Source organism: Roseimaritima multifibrata, assembly GCF_007741495.1.
Classification (GTDB): domain Bacteria; phylum Planctomycetota; class Planctomycetia; order Pirellulales; family Pirellulaceae; genus Roseimaritima; species Roseimaritima multifibrata.
The window spans coordinates 1,334,295-1,351,118 of record NZ_CP036262.1 but is presented as its reverse complement, the minus strand read 5'-3'; the positions used below and the strand labels follow the sequence as shown (position 1 = coordinate 1,351,118).

11 protein-coding genes are annotated in these 16,824 nt (G+C 55.3%); 7 read left to right on the top strand and 4 right to left on the bottom strand.

What is annotated here, in order from left to right:
* Positions 1-60: 60 nt before the first annotated feature.
* Entirely contained in the window at positions 61-1,389 is a 1,329-nt protein-coding gene (locus FF011L_RS05105) for a Gfo/Idh/MocA family protein (RefSeq protein WP_145350608.1), read from the top strand.
* Positions 1,390-2,073: 684 nt separating this feature from the next.
* Here FF011L_RS05105 and nusB read toward each other — a convergent pair.
* Positions 2,074-2,478: a transcription antitermination factor NusB gene (gene nusB, locus FF011L_RS05100; RefSeq protein ID WP_145350607.1), complete on the bottom strand. Its 405-nt coding sequence runs from the start codon at positions 2,476-2,478 to the stop codon at positions 2,074-2,076.
* A 341-nt stretch (positions 2,479-2,819) separates the two neighbouring features.
* On the opposite strand from nusB, the gene FF011L_RS05095 reads away from it, so the two are divergent.
* Positions 2,820-3,230, top strand: coding sequence for a DUF2780 domain-containing protein (locus FF011L_RS05095; RefSeq protein WP_145350606.1), 411 nt, complete (start codon positions 2,820-2,822; stop codon positions 3,228-3,230).
* A gap of 206 nt (positions 3,231-3,436) precedes the next feature.
* On the opposite strand, the gene FF011L_RS05090 is transcribed toward FF011L_RS05095, so the two are convergent.
* Positions 3,437-5,416 carry a c-type cytochrome gene (locus tag FF011L_RS05090; RefSeq protein ID WP_218933025.1) on the bottom strand — a complete coding sequence of 660 codons (1,980 nt, stop codon included), beginning with the start codon at positions 5,414-5,416 and terminating at the stop codon, positions 3,437-3,439.
* A gap of 97 nt (positions 5,417-5,513) precedes the next feature.
* Positions 5,514-8,207 (bottom strand): PVC-type heme-binding CxxCH protein, encoded by a 2,694-nt coding sequence (locus FF011L_RS05085; protein ID WP_145350604.1) that lies wholly within the window; start codon positions 8,205-8,207, stop codon positions 5,514-5,516.
* A gap of 552 nt (positions 8,208-8,759) precedes the next feature.
* On the opposite strand from FF011L_RS05085, the gene argC reads away from it, so the two are divergent.
* The 5 genes from argC to FF011L_RS05060 all read left to right on the top strand — a co-directional run bounded on the left by argC (position 8,760) and on the right by FF011L_RS05060 (position 14,688).
* On the top strand, positions 8,760-9,761 hold the full coding sequence (gene argC / locus FF011L_RS05080; protein ID WP_145354999.1) for an N-acetyl-gamma-glutamyl-phosphate reductase: 1,002 nt from the start codon (positions 8,760-8,762) through the stop codon (positions 9,759-9,761).
* An 11-nt stretch (positions 9,762-9,772) separates the two neighbouring features.
* A complete protein-coding gene (locus tag FF011L_RS05075) occupies positions 9,773-10,774 on the top strand; it encodes a CPBP family intramembrane glutamic endopeptidase (RefSeq protein ID WP_145350603.1) in 1,002 nt (333 codons plus the stop codon).
* A gap of 205 nt (positions 10,775-10,979) precedes the next feature.
* The gene (locus tag FF011L_RS05070; RefSeq protein WP_145350602.1) at positions 10,980-12,548 is read left to right on the top strand and encodes a phytoene desaturase family protein; all 1,569 of its coding nucleotides are present in this window, start codon (positions 10,980-10,982) and stop codon (positions 12,546-12,548) included.
* Positions 12,549-12,844: 296 nt separating this feature from the next.
* Positions 12,845-13,564, top strand: a complete 720-nt coding sequence (locus FF011L_RS05065) for a lysophospholipid acyltransferase family protein (protein WP_145350601.1) — start codon at positions 12,845-12,847, stop codon at positions 13,562-13,564.
* The gene (locus FF011L_RS05060) at positions 13,561-14,688 is read left to right on the top strand and encodes a glycosyltransferase family 2 protein (RefSeq protein WP_246109752.1); all 1,128 of its coding nucleotides are present in this window, start codon (positions 13,561-13,563) and stop codon (positions 14,686-14,688) included. Before FF011L_RS05065 ends, FF011L_RS05060 begins: the two co-directional genes overlap by 4 nt.
* Before the next feature lie 549 nt (positions 14,689-15,237).
* Here FF011L_RS05060 and FF011L_RS05055 read toward each other — a convergent pair.
* Positions 15,238-16,821 carry a proprotein convertase P-domain-containing protein gene (locus FF011L_RS05055; protein WP_246109751.1) on the bottom strand — a complete coding sequence of 528 codons (1,584 nt, stop codon included), beginning with the start codon at positions 16,819-16,821 and terminating at the stop codon, positions 15,238-15,240.
* Between the last annotated feature and the right edge of the window lie 3 nt (positions 16,822-16,824).

Genomic DNA, 16,824 nt, shown 5'->3' with positions numbered 1-16,824 from the left:
TTATCTACTACTGCTAGAAGCTCCCACCTATTGCCCTACCTTTGATTTGGAATATTAAATATGAAGTCAGCCAACCACTCCACACCCAAGAAACCAATCGCCCGTCGTGGCTTCCTTAAAGCGACCGGAGCTGCGGCTTTAGCGACCGGTGTATGGAGCGAAGTTGGGGCCCAGGATTCAACGTCGGCCAACCAGAAGCTGAAGATCCTTTGCGTTGGAACGGCAAACCGTGCCGCCGCTGACGTTGCAGGCGTCCAAGGCGAAGACATCGTTGCCCTCTGCGACGTCGACCGTAATTACCTCGATCGTGCTTCGGCTCAGTTCCCCAACGCAAAACTTTACGCTGACTATCGCGAAATGATCGCCGCCGAAGCCGACACGGCAGACGCGATTGTGATCGGCACGACGGACCATCATCACGCACCAGCTTCGCTACGAGGCATCGCTGCAGGCTTGCACTGCTACTGCGAAAAACCCCTAACGCACACCGTTGAAGAAGCTCGGATCATCTCCGAAGCCGCAGCAGCAAAGGGCGTTGCCACTCAACTGGGAACCCAGATTCACGCGGGCGACAACTATCGCCGAGTCGTCGAGATCGTCCAGGCTGGCGTTTTAGGCGACATCAAGGAAGTTCACGTCTGGGTCGGCAAAGGCTGGGGCGGCGGCGAATTGCCAACCAAAGCGGATCCAGTCCCCGAGCACCTGAGCTGGGACCTATGGCTTGGACCTGCCCAAGAACGTCCATACGCAGCTGGTCGCTATCACCCAGCCCAGTGGCGTCGTTGGTGGGAATTCGGCCAAGGAACCCTTGGTGACATGGGCTGCCATTACATGGACCTCCCGTTCTGGGCACTCAACCTTCGGCACCCAACTTCCGTCGAAGCTGAAGGCCCAGCCGTCCATGACGAAACCTGCCCACTCGGCTTGACCGTCAAATACAAGTTCCCTAAACGGGGCGACGCTCCTGCATTGGACCTGACTTGGTACGACGGCAACCAGACCCCGAAAGAGGTTGCTGGCGAACGCGTTCCAGGCAGCGGTGTCATGTTTGTTGGTACCGAAGGCAAAATGTACGCTGGATACAGCAACTACCGCCTGTTCCCACGCGAGAAGTTTGCCGACTTCCAGCCTCCAAAACAAACGATTGCTAAATCAATCGGACACCACGCTGAGTGGATCAAGGCTTGCAAAGACGGCACCCCAACGACCTGCAACTTCGATTATTCAGGTGCATTGTCCGAAACCGTCTTGCTAGGAAACGTCGCTTACCGGACCGGCAAGCAACTGGACTGGGACGCCAAGAACCTGAAAGCTACGAACTGCCCTGAAGCGGACCAGTTCATCAGCAAAGAGTACCGCAAAGGCTGGGAAGTCAAGCCACTCGCTTAATAGCGATCCACTTCAAAGCCCCGTCCTCCCAACCGGGAGGACGGTCGGGCTTGCATCGAAACCTCGGCCGACGAGGAGAATTCTTAGCGGCAGGGCGCGAGCCCCTCCGGCCCCTCGCCACTACCCAACGCCAGCTACTTTGGAATCTGGCAAAAGGTTTTCTCAGCCGCCGCGCAAGTACGTGACGCGTAGCCAAACCTCGGCCGACTAGGAGAATTTTTAGCGGCAGGGCGCGAGTCCTCCGGCCCCTCGCCACTACCCAATGCCAGCTACTTTGGAATCTGGCAAAAGGTTTTCTCAGCCGCCGCGCAAGTACGTAACGCGTAGCCAAACCTCGGCCGACGAGGAGAATTCTTAGCGGCAGGGCGCGAGCCCTCCGGCCCCTCGCCACTACCCAATGCCACCTACTTTGGAATCTGGCAAAAGGTTTTCTCAGCCGCCGCGCAAGTGCGTGACGCGTAGCCAAACCTCGGCCGACTAGGAGAATTCTTAGCGGCAGGGCGCGAGCCCTCCGGCCCCTCGCCACTACCCAATGCCAGCTGCTTTGGAATCTGGCAAAAGGTTTTCTCAGCCGCCGCGTAAGTGCGTGACGCGCAGCCAAACCTCGGCCGGACGGCTCGCGCCGTTCCGCTAAGAATTTCGCGCCGTTCCGCTAAGAGAATACATCCGATTTACCGGACGGCCTTACTCTTTTCCTTTGAAAACTTTATCGAGGATGCCGTTCACGAATCGCGGGCTATTCTTGTCGCCATAGCGACTTGCCAACGCGATTGCTTCGGTAATGGCAACCGACCCTGGCGTTCCGCCATAAAGGATTTCGTAGGCTCCCAACCGAAGAATATTACGATCGGTAATGGGCATTCGCGATAGCGACCAGTTCGTGGTCAATTCGGAAATGCGTGCGTCAATCGCCTCGCGGTGCTCAAGGGTTCCTGACAACAAACCCACAGAGTAATCCGACAATCCTTTCCGTCCCTGCATACGAGACTTCACGAATGCATAGGAGCTTTCAGGTTCGCGGCCGGGATTAAGGTCCGCTTCATACAACAGCTGGAGAACGATTTCTCGGGCACGACGCCGGGTTGCCATGGTGATTCCACTTTCGCGATTCGGCGAAGCTTATTGAGGGTTCAAGAAGGAGTGCGAAGGCCTAGCCTGGATCAGAAAATACAATCTGTTTGCGGTTCCGCCAGCAAAACGCATGCAGGCTTTGCAACGAAATCGAACCGATTCTGGAATAATCCGGCTGTGATACTGCTAAATACGATGTCAAAAGAGGGCCTTTCTGGCAAGTAGGGGGAACATGGCGACCGCTTTTTTGTTTGCCGCTTCCAAACTTCGGTGAATTGGTCGACTGGCCCACGGGGCAACAGTAGAATTAAGGACGCAGCGACCTTCTCTTCTCTTCAAAACTCAGGCAAGGCCTTATCGTGGACGAACTGATCAACCAATTGGCAGCAAAACTTGGAATCGATCCTGCAACCGCACGCATCGCGGTCAACAAAGTGATGGGATTGATCAAGGAAAATGCTGGCGACGGAGCCTTTTCGCAGCTTGCCGACAAAATCCCCGGAGCCGCCGAAGCCGCCGCCGAGGGAACCTCGCCTGCCGAGAGTGGTGGTCTGCTAGGCAAGATGGCAGGAATGGCCAGCGGGATGCTGGGTGGCTCGGCTGGACAAAGCCTGGAAGTGGGAGCTGCCCTAAGCGAATCGGGAATCGAAGCGGACAAAGTAGGCGACTTCGTAGCGACCATCATCGCCTTCCTGAAGGAGAAAGCTGGAGCCGAAGTGATTGACCAAATCCTGCAAAAATTCCCCATCCTCAAGCAACTGATGGGTTAAACGCCAAACGATCCCGCTCGAGGGGATTTCGCTCAATGCCCTCGACTTTCTTAGCGGAACGGCGCGAGCCGTCCGGCAAATCCATTCAGTTTTCTATGCGATTGCCGGACGGTTCGCGCCGTTCCGTTAGGAAACTGGCCCGCAGATGGCATTGCCGCAATCTGCCAATGAACCGCGACTCAGGTGCAAGTCCCCGATTCAACCGATCATTCCGCTGGCTTCTTCTCGGCTAAGCCTTTCAAGTAAGCCATCAGCTCTAGCACTTCGTCTTGCGTGTATTGATCCAACAATGCCTTGGGCATCATTGAAGTTGAGGTCTTCACGATTTCTTCGATATCATCCTGGGAGATAACCGTTGGCTTGAGTGCCTCGGGATTTTCCAACAAGAGGACTTCGTCCTTGTTTTCCTCGACGATTAATCCTGAGATCGTCTTTCCCTCCAGCGTCAGGACAACGTGCATTGCATACTTCGCATCGATCCGATGCGATGGCTCTAAGATCTCTTGCAGGACGGCTTTTGCATCCCCTTTCCATCGCCCAAAGACATCGTCCAAAGCGGGCCCCACGGCTCCGCCTTGCCCGCCCACTTGGTGACAGTTGGCACAGGAAGCTTCTTTAAAAATCCGCATGCCGATTTCAGGAGAACGTCCGCGCATCCCATCCTCAAGAGAATCGGCAAGATCACTGACTTGCCAACTTTGAACAAAACTGCGATTGCTACCAATCGGATCGGTTGGCGGTACCGGGTTTCGCAGCCACTCATCCAGATCCTCGACAACGATCATCACCCCATACATTCTTTGCCAATGCTGCGGAAACGTACAAACGTAGGGATACTCGCCCGGCTCTGCAGGCGCATCAAAGGTCAATCGAACCTGCGTCCCGGCGGGAACCATATCGGTCGCATGCAAAACCAATTCGGATTCAGGGACATACTGTTTACCGTCTAAGCCACCATCGGGCCCGACCTTCAGTCCCAATTGAGCGACCTCTTTCAAGGCCCCGGGAACCGTCAGCACAAAATTGTGCGGCATCAGGTCTTCGTTATCGAGAACCACTTGCACAGGTCGTCCCGCTTCGACGGCGAAGTAAGGCGTGTCGTACCGCATCTCCTCTTCCACCGTCCGGATCCTGACCGCACGAACGGCGACCGCTCGCAATCGATCGCGATAAATCCGAGACTGTTCCGGTGAAACCGAGGCTAGCGACTCAACCGCCAATTGCATGGCATCGATGAAAAAATCTTCGGTCCGCTTTGCCGCGGGGGTCTGTTCAGCGAATTGAGCCAAATCGGCCAACAGTTTGGCGCCCGTTTGCGGGTCCCTTTGATCCGCGGGAATCGTCAGCAGAGTCTGCACCACCGAATCCCGCACATCCGCATCGGTGAACAACGGTGCCAATTGCTTGAACGTTTGCTGCCTACCCGCCGTGATCGCACCAATCGCCCGGATCGCAGCTCGCTGGACCGCAGGATCCGAGTGAGAAACCTGTGCAATCACCAACGACCGCATCCCATTCCGGTCATTCGTTTTCGGAACAAGAGGAACCGAGAGGAGAAAATCGACCATCGCGTCGCTGTCTGCGTCCGCAATCGCAGCCGCACGATCTTGCTCGCCGGCAACGACCAACCCCGCGAAGCCAGCCTTGCGAACCACGGCTGCTTCTTCCGCGGCAGCCGCCGCCAAATCATCCGCGTGCTCCGCCAAAACATTCGCGGGCAGAGCAAGCAACAACCTGGACAGCTGGTCAGCGGTGCGGCGTGTCTGGCGATCCGAATCATCCACCTCAGCAAGAGCACTCAATAAAACGTCTACCGCATCGCTTTGGTTTAGTTTTGCAAGCGCCGCGACAGCCTCTTCACGATACTGAGGCGACATTCCCGCACGCGTCAAAATCGCCAAATAGATCGGTGCATATTTCACATCGGTATCAAACCGCTCAACAAGCAGCAACCGCGTATTATCCAGTCGTTTCAATTGATAGGCGACAACACGAGGACTTTTATCAAGAAAAATGGTCGGCCGTTCCATCGGCTCTTTACCCTCGGCTGCCGAACCATGCCCCGCGTGTGCACCATGCGCATGGGCACCGTGCGCGTGTTCCTGTGCTGACAGGATCTGCCCGCAAAGAAACGTTGCAGCAGCACCGCTGGCTGCCAGAACCACTGCCTGAAAAATCGGTCGCATTACCATCGATCGGAGGTCTCTTCGTCAAAGTTGATGATTGCGCGGTGCAAGCCAACCGCCTGCACCACGTCACTGATTTACCACTCAGCGGGCGAAACTACTCCAGCACACGCATCGTTTCATCAAGCGTGTACTGCAGGTAATCATCCATGTCATATTCTAAAACTCCAAGAGTCGCTTCGATTGCCTCATCGCCAGCAAAGAAACTGAGGCCACGCACCGCTTCCAAACGAACTCTTGGATGCGAATCGCCCACCAAAGCCTGCAGCTGTGCAAGCGGTTCATCGACCGAATCTCGCCAACTGACAAGGACTCGAACGGCCGCTGCGCGAACTCGATGATCTTTCGAAGCAAGCAGTTGGGCCAACAACGCAGCGTCGATGTGATTCTGTGTTTGGTAAGCCCACAATGCCTCCAAGCGATCGTGTTCTACCTGTTCGGAATCTCCCTCAAGAGTTGGAACCCAAGCATCCAGCGCGGCAACCACTTCCGCCGAATCTCGCTCGGCAAGTTCGCGACGCACACGATAACGAGTGCGATGTTCGGGAGATTTCAATTGCGTCAACAGACTATCCAGCGAAGCTCCCGCAATCGGCTCCGGTTTCAGCAGCGGACGCTCCGGATAGGTGACTCGCCAAATGCGACCGTGGCTGTGGTCACGACTGGGATCACGGAGATTGTGCTGCAGGTGACCGATCAGTGCGTTGTGCCAGTCCACAATATAGAGTGCTCCATCCGGCCCAAACTGAAGATCGATAGGGCGGAAGTTCCCATCCTCACAGCGAACCAAGGAGGGAACTTCGGTACCGACAAACCCGGAATCGACCTCGGCAATCGAATGGCTAAGAATGGCTCGTTCACCGATCACGTTGCATAGCAAAAAATCGCCTTGAACGTCATCAGGGAAGTGTCGACTGCTAACGATTTCACAGCCCGCCGAAGGACGGATCCGCTTCTCATATAAGGTGCGGTGACTGTACTTCGGGTCTCCGCCAGTCAGTGCGGCAATGCGACGATGCTGCGAACCACCAGGGTGCTTGGCTGGATAGTCGATCTTTCCGGATATCGGAGCCGCCCAGTAGGTGAAGCCTGGCGATGCGTCCGCGATAAAATCTTGGCCCCAGCGATCAAAGACGTGGCCCCAAGGATTCGCGAACGCGAAATTAATGTATGCCCCGAATTTCTCGGTACGCGGGTCATACCGCCAGACGCCTGCTTCACTCATTCGAGTCAAACCATAGGGGCTTTCTACCTGCGAGAATTTAAACGTCCCTTCTTGAAAGAACAATTTGCCGCCAGGTCCCCAGGTAAACGCAGCGATACCGTGATGAGAGTCCGCGGAATCGAACCCGATCAATCGCCGGTCGATGTGGTCGGCTTTTCCGTCTCCATCGGTATCTTTGGCGTACAGGATATCGGGTTGCTGAGCGATGTAGGCTCCTCCACGTCCAATTTCAAAACCGGTCGGCTGATGCAGCCCGTCTGCAAAAACCTGACAGTCATCCGCTTTCCCATCGCCATCGGCATCATTGAAAACCAAAATCTTGTCATTCAATTTCGTCTTTGGTTTCCAGTGCGGATAAGACTCCATCGTGGCGACCCACAACCGCCCCGAGTTATCAAAGTTCAGGGCAACTGGATTCGCCAGTTCTGGAAAATCTTCTTCCGATGCAAAGAGATTGATCTCGTACCCAGGAGGCAGCTTGAACAGTTTCTGCTGCTCTTCTCCCGAGAGGTACTGCAACGTTCCCAGCTTGCCCCGCTTGGCGTTCGGGTCGTTTGGAATGCCCACATTGGTTTTTGGATTGATAAAGGGAAGCGTATTACTGTCATCGATCTCCCCCACCACTTTCATCCCTTGCGCAACCGCCCAAATTCTTTGATCACGGTTCGCAGTCATCTGATCAAGGATCGCCCGCTCACGTTCCATCACATCGACATTTCGGTAGGTTCCATCGAAACCGGCTTTGCCGCGGTCACCGTAGATGGAAAAACCATTGACGGCACGATAGCGGTGCCACCAGTGGAAGCTCTTACCGTCGACGACCTGGCGCAGTGATTCGTCGATCTGCTGTGGCCCACCATCGCCAAACAGCCCCGCATCAAGAATCGGAGCCAAGGCACGATAGCCCGCTTCGTTTAAATGGCATCCGTTAAGCGTCAGTCGTTCATCGCTTTCTTCGAAAAGAGCCAGCGTCGGCGTAAACAAATCGACGAACCCTACTCCGGTTTCCTTCGCGACCTCTTCCATCGCGGCCGAATAAGCAGCCAGCCTTTGATTGTGAGCGACTCCATCGGGAAGATTCGGATCGCCAACATTCTCGAATGCAATGGGCGAAACAAGAACAATCCGTGGGGCCTGTTTCCCGTCATATTTTTGCGTCTGCGTCTCTTCTACCAATTGCAGCAGATCATCGGCAAATGCCTGCAGCCCCTCCTCCCCCGCGAAGGATTCGTTGTACCCGAAGAAAAAGAGGACGACGGAAGCTTTACTGTGAGTCAGATGAGCATTCGGATCGCCGAAATTCTTCGAGCGAATCCGTGTATACGGTTCATCGCCAGGGAAACAGAGATTCCTCACCGCCAGCTGCTTATCGGGGAACCGTTGATAAAGGAGCGTTTCCCAGAAATTCTGGTGCTGCATCCGTTCACCAAGGGCATTTCCGACCAAACAAATCTGGTCTCCGGTCTGGACTTCCAGTGCGGCGCCTTGCAGCTGCGCTGGCGTGCTGAACAAGCCCATCCCTATGACTGCAAACAATACGACTGCAAACGGGGTATTCCGGTTCATTGTGAAAGACACATCCTGGATCGAGAAATCGTGCGGATAGAGAAAGAGAAGAGGAACCATTGTAACCTGCGTGGAACAGCGGATGTGAGACAATCCACTTCCCTTGCCGGCTGCGAAGAGGCTTTCAAACCAGGCTTTCAGCAGCCGGTCGGCAATGCCATCCACCTTGCCACCTGCGACCGGATTTCCTAGCGGATCGGCGCAAGCCGACCGGCAAATTCATTGTGTTTTCTATGTCATTACCGGACGGTTCGCGCCGTTATGCCTAGAAAGCAGATGGCAGCCGGTCGGCCCCGCGACGGCTGCATCGGCCCAGCAGGCAAATCCAGCCGCACGGCGAAATCGCACGTGCCAGAGGTCTAAAATCGGTCACGGTTCCCCGGCATGCACGGCCCGTCCCCTGCCGAAGCGGCAACGGCTGCTTTTCGTTGCCCGCCGTTAACGGATCTTGTTCACTCTGGTAAGATTGACCACGAAGAAACGCCTGCTCCCATCCGGCGTCATTCTAGTTTTTTGATCGGTTCACCTTTTATCGCAAACCATCTGTTGACCATGATCCGTGTTGGAATTATCGGGGCTACTGGCTATACCGCGTTCGAAGCGATTCGTTTGATCCAAGGGCATCCCCAAGCGGAAGTAACAGCGGTTACCAGTCGCGGCGACGAAGGGAAATCAATCGTCGAGGTGCATCCTGCGCTTCGTGGATCGATCGACCTGCCCCTCTCTTTGGCTGACCCCGCTGTTTTAGCCCAGCAGTGCGACGTTGCCTTTTGCTGTTTGCCGCACGCCGCTTCCGCTGAATCGGTTCGCTCCCTTCGCGAAGTCGGTTTGCGGGTGATCGACCTGAGTGCCGATTTTCGACTCCGCGAGGTTTCGGTTTACGAAGAGTGGTATGCCACCAAACACCCTTGGCCCGAATTGCTCGGGCAGGTCGCCTACGGCCTACCGGAACTGTTTGAAGATCAAATCAAAGGGGCGGACCTGGTGGCGAATCCCGGCTGCTACCCGACGTCGGCGATCTTGCCATTGGCACCGCTGCTACAGGCAAAGGCCATCGATGCTAACATCATTGTGGATGCGAAAAGCGGAGTCAGTGGAGCAGGGCGGACGCCAAAGCTAGTCAACCTTTACTGTGAAGCGAACGAATCGATTACGGCGTATGCGATTGGCAGCCATCGCCATCAGCCTGAAATGGTCGATGTGCTCGAACGGTTTACGGGGGTCCAAGCCGACATCCTCTTTACTCCTCATTTAACCCCGATGGACCGTGGGATCTTGGCGACCATTTATGTTCAAGGACCTGGCCTGACGGCCGCCAAAGTGAAACAGATGTGGAACGAGACCTATGCCGATGCCCCGTTTGTGCATATTGTCGATGCTCCTCCGGCAACCAAACACGTTAGCGGGACGAATCACGTCCACATGGGTGCATTTGATGCGGGTGGTCGAGTGGTCCTCTGCTGTGCCATCGACAACGTGACCAAAGGGGCCAGCGGAGCCGCGGTTCAGAACATGAATTGCATGTTCGGCCTAGACCAAACCATGGGACTTTAGACATAAACGACATGCAAGACCCCATCGACCCGGCACCCGACGAGGTCTCATCCGCATTCGCCTACCAGCCTGTTTCCACAGGGCTCTCGGACGAGGCGACCACCACGGTCGCCCCGGAAGCCGCTCCGCGAATCTGGCCGGTCATTCTGGTCGTCCTAGCCTCCATCCTGACGTTCATCATGGGCACGGGGATCGCAATCCTGGCAGGCCAGTGGATCGCTACCGGCAGCGTGGCAACAACCCAAGCCGAAGCGATCAAAGCGATGGGGGCGATCAAAGATTCGCGATGGGCTTTTACGCTGACAGTTGTCCTGCCGCAAATCGCCTTGGTTGTCCCTGCCGTAGTGGCATCCCTGCTATCCCCTCGTGGCTTTCGACAACGCCTGAGGCTCGTCCGTGGTAATTGGCCTTGGTGGGGCTGGTTGGCGGCCGCATTGGCCACACCACTTGTCGGACTGGTGGCCTCCATCGGGGCAGGAATGTTTTTGGAGGAAAGCGAAGCCCTAAAGGAAATGACGAAAATGTTCCGCGAACTGGGGCGTTCCGGTTTCCTGATTCCGCTGGCATTGATGATCGGTGGGATGCCGGCAATCTGTGAGGAATTCCTCTTTCGCGGATACATCCAGACTCGACTAAATCGACGCTGGGGCCCCACGATCGGGATCCTGGTCGCGTCTACAATTTTCGCTATTTTTCATCTCGACCCGGTACATGCAATCGGCGTCTTCCCGATCGGATTATGGATGGGATGGCTGGCCTATCGAAGCGGTTCCATTATCCCGGCGATGATTGCACACATGATCAATAATGTTCTCGCCGTCGTTGGTGTGGTGGTCGATCCAAGTGAATCCCCCGAAGCGTTTGCCGTTCCAATCGCGATCGTCGCGATCCTAATCCTTGGTGGTGGTTTTATAGGAATGATAGGAGTCACTGCAGCGACCTTTTTCTTTCCTCCACAGAAAAGCACCGTTGAACCGACGCTGGTTACCGAGACACCGCAGGCAAACGGATAACGCCACAGGAACAGGCGTGGCCTTCGTCCGTCACGTCATTATGCAACGTGTCCGCCCTCCCTATTGCCTGTTCCCTAAAATGCTAGGCAAGGTCTTCAGACGCAGGCCTGAACAGCGCCATCGCTAATTGATTCGCACGGTTTATTGAAGTCTTTGTGATCCATCCAGCCCGTCTTGATAGAGGCCCTAATTCGAGGGAATCGACATGAGTCTAAACAATATCAATTCATCAACCTCCAACGTCGCCGAAGTGGTTGTCATCGGCAGCGGTCTGGCTGGCCTAAGCAGCGCATGCACGCTGGCAGCCCGTGGTCATCGAGTTACCGTCCTCGAAAAAAATGAGTGGATCGGAGGCAAGGCCGCCGAACTGAAGGCGGAGGGCTTTCGGTTTGATATGGGCCCCACCATCCTGACGTTACCCAGCGTTTTGAAAAAAGTCTTTGAGGAAGCCGGAGTTCCCTGGGAGGACTATTTGGATTTGCTTCCGCTGGATCCTCAATGGCGTTGTTTTTTTGACGCCACCGACAAACAGCCCGCTGCGGTCCTGGACCTGGTTTCTAATGTCGCCGAAATGCAGCAGAACATCACCCGTTTCTCTGGCGACGATGGCTCGGCACAGGGCTACGCAAAGTTCATCGAAATGTCGAAAGGCCTGCACGGGGTATCGGACCGATTCTTCTTCTGGCGAAGCGTTGGCGGACTTTCGGACACCATGCAGATTGGAGGCGCGTTCTCCGCTGCCGTACTGAAGGACGTGCTAAGCCTGAAAATGGGACAGAGCGTCGCCCAGGTCGTGCGAAAACATGTTTCCGATGAACGTGTCGCCCAGATGATGGACCACTTCACCCAGTACGTGGGCTCCGCACCCGATCAGTCTCCCGCGGTGCTGTGTGGAATCGCCCACATGCAAACCGATGAGGGAATCTGGTATCCCGTCGGGGGCACCCGAGCGGTCCCGATGGCACTGCACCAACTGGCAATCCAACTGGGCGTGCAATTTCGCACCGAAGTGGATGTCAAGAAAATTGATGTACAACAAGGCGCGGTCCAAGGCATCACGACCACCACCGGCGAGCACGTGCCGTGTGACGCCGTCGTTAGCAACTGCGATGCAGTACGGACCTATCGCGAACTGATAGGAGGAACCTCCGGCCGGCCATTCCAGTCCGAATCGAAGTTCGAACCGGCTTGCAGTGGCGTGGTCCTATACCTTGGCTTAAACCGCCGCTACGAACAGCTATTGCACCACAACTTTATCTTTAGTCAGGACGCCGAAGTCGAATTCGAATCGATCTACGAAAAGGGTGAACCGGCGGACGACCTGAGCGCGTATGTTTGTGCTCCGGCGATCAGTGAACCGTCCGTCGCACCGGAGGGCGGTGAAGCCCTTTACGTGCTGGTCCACACACCCTACTTACGTCCGGGACAGGACTGGAAGAAAATGTTGCCAGCCTACCGAGAGAAGATCCTAGACAAACTGGAACAAACCGCCGAGATGAAAGGGATTCGCGATTCGATCGTTTATGAATCCGCTCTGACGCCGCAAGACATTCACGACCGCTACCGAGTCCTGAACGGAGCGATCTACGGTTTGGCCAGCCACGGAAAATACACTGGGGCGTTCAAACCTGGGAATCGCCGTAAAGAGATCCGCGGCCTTTACTTGGCCGGGGGCGCCGCCCATCCGGGCCCCGGCATGCCGATGGTTCTAATGAGTGGCTGGATTGCGGCCGATTCGCTAGACCAAGACGTGCATAAGGGAGCCCTTGCTTAACCAATTTGAGGGCCAGAAGATACCGCTCACGTAACCGTCTGCAATGAACCAAACTGGCAACCTCACGCGAGGGCAGGAAAGTGGCAGACGAAGTCGTGCATGCGGCGGTCTGAGGACTGCTTGGCTACACGGCCGGTTCCACACTTTTCAAACGCTTCTTTTGCGATTCATCTACTTACACGAGTTTAATTTTGGAGCGACATCGCCGATCCGAGGAAACCAATCGCCACACGGAACTGCAGCCCCCTGCCGTTTCGCAATGGCTACAGCGCGGCTTCCGCCGGTTCGTGCGTTCCATGTTGAAAAAGAATTTCCACGCAATCGCGGTAGAGCGAGATTCTTTGCGGAACTCGGAAATCCCTTCCGACGCATCGTTGATTGTTTACGTCAATCATCCCAGTTGGTGGGATCCGTTGATCGCTCATTTTTTATGCGAAAACCGCTTTCCCGAGCGTCAGTTCTACGCCCCCATCGATGCCACGGCACTCCAACAGTACAAGGTTTTTGCCAAGCTAGGATTCTTTGGTGTCGACGCGAAAACGACATCGGGACGAGCCGCTTTTTTGCAGACAAGTTCCCAAATCCTACAATCCTCCGGGACGTCGCTATGGATGACTCCCGAAGGTCGTTTTACGGACGTGCGGGATCAATCGAATAACTATTCACCTGGTTTGGCTCATCTGTGCGCGCACCAAAGTAGTGGCTATGTGCTGCCTCTGGCGATGGAACTGCCTTTTTGGGAAGAGCGGCTTCCCGAATGCCTGCTCCAGTTCGGAACTCCGCTCGATCTATCCGAATCGCTAAGCAAAGCGGAATGGCAGGACGTTTTGCAAGACCGCATGCGAACGCTTCAACAATCCCTTGCCGCGCGAGCGATCGCACGCGATGCCTCTTCCTTTCAACCGCTGCTTCAAGGCGGGAAAGGGGCGGGCAAAGTGTACGATGGATTCCGGCGTCTGCGGAGCTGGATTCAGGGGACTCCGCTCCCCACACAGCACGGGGACAAATTCCAATGATGGCGATCACGCTTGCCCTGCTGGCTTTGGGATTTAGCGCGATTCCACTGACGATTTACCTGGCAAACTATCGCCAGTACTTTGCTCCGCCAGCGCTAGCGGACACAAACACCGCCGCCAAATTGTCGGTCCTGATTCCTGCCCGCAATGAAGCGAGTGGAATCGAAGCTTGCCTGGCTTCCGTTTTGGCTAGTGAAAACATTGAACTGGAAGTGATCGTGCTGGACGATCACTCCGAGGACAACACGGCAGAGATTGTAGAGAAGATCGCGGCAGAACATCATTCACTGCGGCTGATCGGCAGCCCACCATTACCGAAAGGCTGGAACGGCAAGCAGCATGCCTGCTGGCAACTTTCGCAGCAGGCAAGCCATCCATGGTTGGTTTTCCTGGACGCCGATGTCCGCTTGCATCCGTCTGCGTTGGCAAGGCTGGTCGCTTATGCTCAGACCAATAAAACCGATCTCCTAAGTGCGTTTCCTCGCCAAGAAACCGGAACGTTACTGGAGAAGATGCTGATTCCGCTAATGCACGTGATCCTGCTTTCCTTTCTCAATTTACGGAGCATGCGTAGCACGACGGCACCGTCGCTTGCGGCAGGTTGCGGGCAATTGTTCCTTGCGAACCAGGCTTCTTATCAGCGTGCCGGTACTCACGCCGCCATTCGCCAATCGCGGCACGACGGACTAAAGCTACCACGAGCCTTTCGGCAGCAAGGATTGAAGACCGACGTTCTTGACGGAAATGGTTTGGCAACCTGCCGGATGTATCGAAACGCAGGAGAAGTCATCAAAGGTTTGCTGAAAAATGCCGACGAGGGGATCGCAAACGCAAGACTGATTCTCCCTTGCAGCCTGCTGTTATTTGGCGCCAACACACTGCCGTGGATCGCAGTCGGTTTCGCGTGCTATTCTGCGAATTGGTATACCGGGATCATCGCCACCATTGCAATTGCGTGGGGCTGGTTACCACGCTGCTGCAACACTCTTCGCTTCCAGCAATCGTGGCTCGGTTGCGTACTGCATCCGGTCGGCATTTTGCTATTTATCATCCTGCAGTGGATAGCGTTCTTCACCAGCCTAACCGGAAAGCGAATTGCTTGGCGCGGGCGCACCGAATCCTAGTTTGGCCGATGACAAACACTTGAGCCCAGAGGATGCATGGGGCCGAGTGAACACGTAGCCCGGAGGGACGTGCGATTTATAAGTGACGATTTCCGTTCTGCTGCTCTTGTTTGTTTCCGCCGGGCTTGTCCCGGTCGGTACAACAACTGGCAGCTACCTGAATGCCTCCCCCCACTCGATCCCTCTCCGCCAGCCCCGAATCGCCTAGGCGATTCGGGGCTGGCGGAGAACCGCATTTCGATCGCACAAGAGAGACGCTGCCAGTTGCAAGCCCGCCGGGGCGAGCCCGGAAACGGAACTCTATTAATCAAATTTCAAATATTGGCTTCCTGCTAGGCAAGCTGGCACGGGGCCTTCTCTCCCTGCCACACTCGCAACTTCTATATCTACCGCCCGCTGGGCTAAAAGCACTGCACTCAGACTCCGATGGGCAGGGTTGAAATCGTCACCTATAAGTTTCCGTCCCGAGCGAAAGGCGACACTAAAGAAGACTTCTTAAAATTTTGGCCGAATCTTAGAAGCGAATACGCCAACAACTGGACCGCCGGTTCACTCCTCCTCAGCAACTTCAATCGGCTTGGCATCCAACATTTCGTCGCGCGGTTTTACGATCAGACTCCAGCCATTCAGCATTCCAAAGCGGTCGCCTCGGGTTCCACGGATTACCAATTGCCAAACCCCTTTGATGCTTTTGCCTTCAAAGTGACTTAGGCTCGGCTGGCGTTTTGTGCGTGCTTCGGGATGGAACGAACCTTCGTAGGGTGGCCGCCCTTTGACGATCGGCGTGTCGGCTTGATCGTCGAACACGGTATCGTCGAAGTGATTCCCAGAACCGCCAATTTCGGTAAACAATTCGACTCGCTGTCCATCCGGTCCGGTCAAGTAACCATCCAACGAATCGACGTTTGAGTGGGTAATCGATAACCGCAAATTCAGATCATCAATCAGGTAATCTTCATCCACTTCAATTTCCGAAACGATCGTCTTTCTTGGGGCAAGCACTTCGGCCGCTTCATTGCGGTAAGTCCCTCCAACGCCTGCCCGCGACATCTGCACTTCTTCCGCCGTTAACAGCCCGTCCAGGTTACGGTCGTAGCTATTAAATTCTTCAAGTTTTTCAGCGGTCCATTCCTTCGTAAATTCGGACATTGCAACCTGCTGATCACGATCGGCATCGAGTTCAAAGAACCAACCGGGCAAGTTACCAATTTCAGCTCCCGCTTCGTCTTGCCGTTCTTCTAGGTATTCCTGCAACTCACGACGATCAACGACTCCATCACGATCCACGTCCATCTGGCTTAGCGGAACCCCTAGACTGGCCGCTTCCTCCGCCTCCAAGCGTCCGTTTCGGTCGGCATCAAAACGCTCCATTACCGACCAGACCAGGTAGGAGCGGATATCACCTCGTCGCCTACGGCCACGCGAATCATCGTTGTCGGAATCCCGACTTGAGTCTGCAGCGCGACGAATACCATTTCCAACACGAGCAGAACGCCGAACAAGTTCACTGGAGGCATTGTCCAACAATCGCCGTCGTGCGTAGCGTTGAGCGAGTTCCAACCGACTGAGGCGATCATCTTTGTTTAGATCGGCTTCAAACGGGTCGCGTTGTCGCCATTCACCCGCCGCGGCTTCTTTTCGGTCAAGGACCCCATCGTCATTGCGATCACTACGGCGAATCGCCCGTTCTGCAAGACGAAGATCCTCTTCGGTGTACGGATATTTCACTTCAGCCAGCCCAAACTCGGGGATGACGGTCTCTCCAGACCGACTACCGAAAGGGACCACGGTACTGTCTCTTTCAAGATCAATTTCGTTGCGTGCCATTCCATTGGCCATCGCATGATAGATCCGTGCGGCTTCTTGAAATTCTTCGATATCGTTCGAACGATTGAGCGACAACCGCTTGGACTTAGCGATTCGTTCGAGGAATGGCCGAGCCATGGAAGTTATTTCTTCCGGATCGATTTCACCATTCTGATTGCGATCAAGTCGCTCCAACGATTCACGCAAACCCGATTGTGCGGAGGCTTGTCCACTGGTCAAGCAAACGGTCGCAATGGTCATCGGTAGGATGGCGGCAAAGCGGCATACTCGCCCAAATGGGATCGACGCGGCATGGAGAAATGACATCAC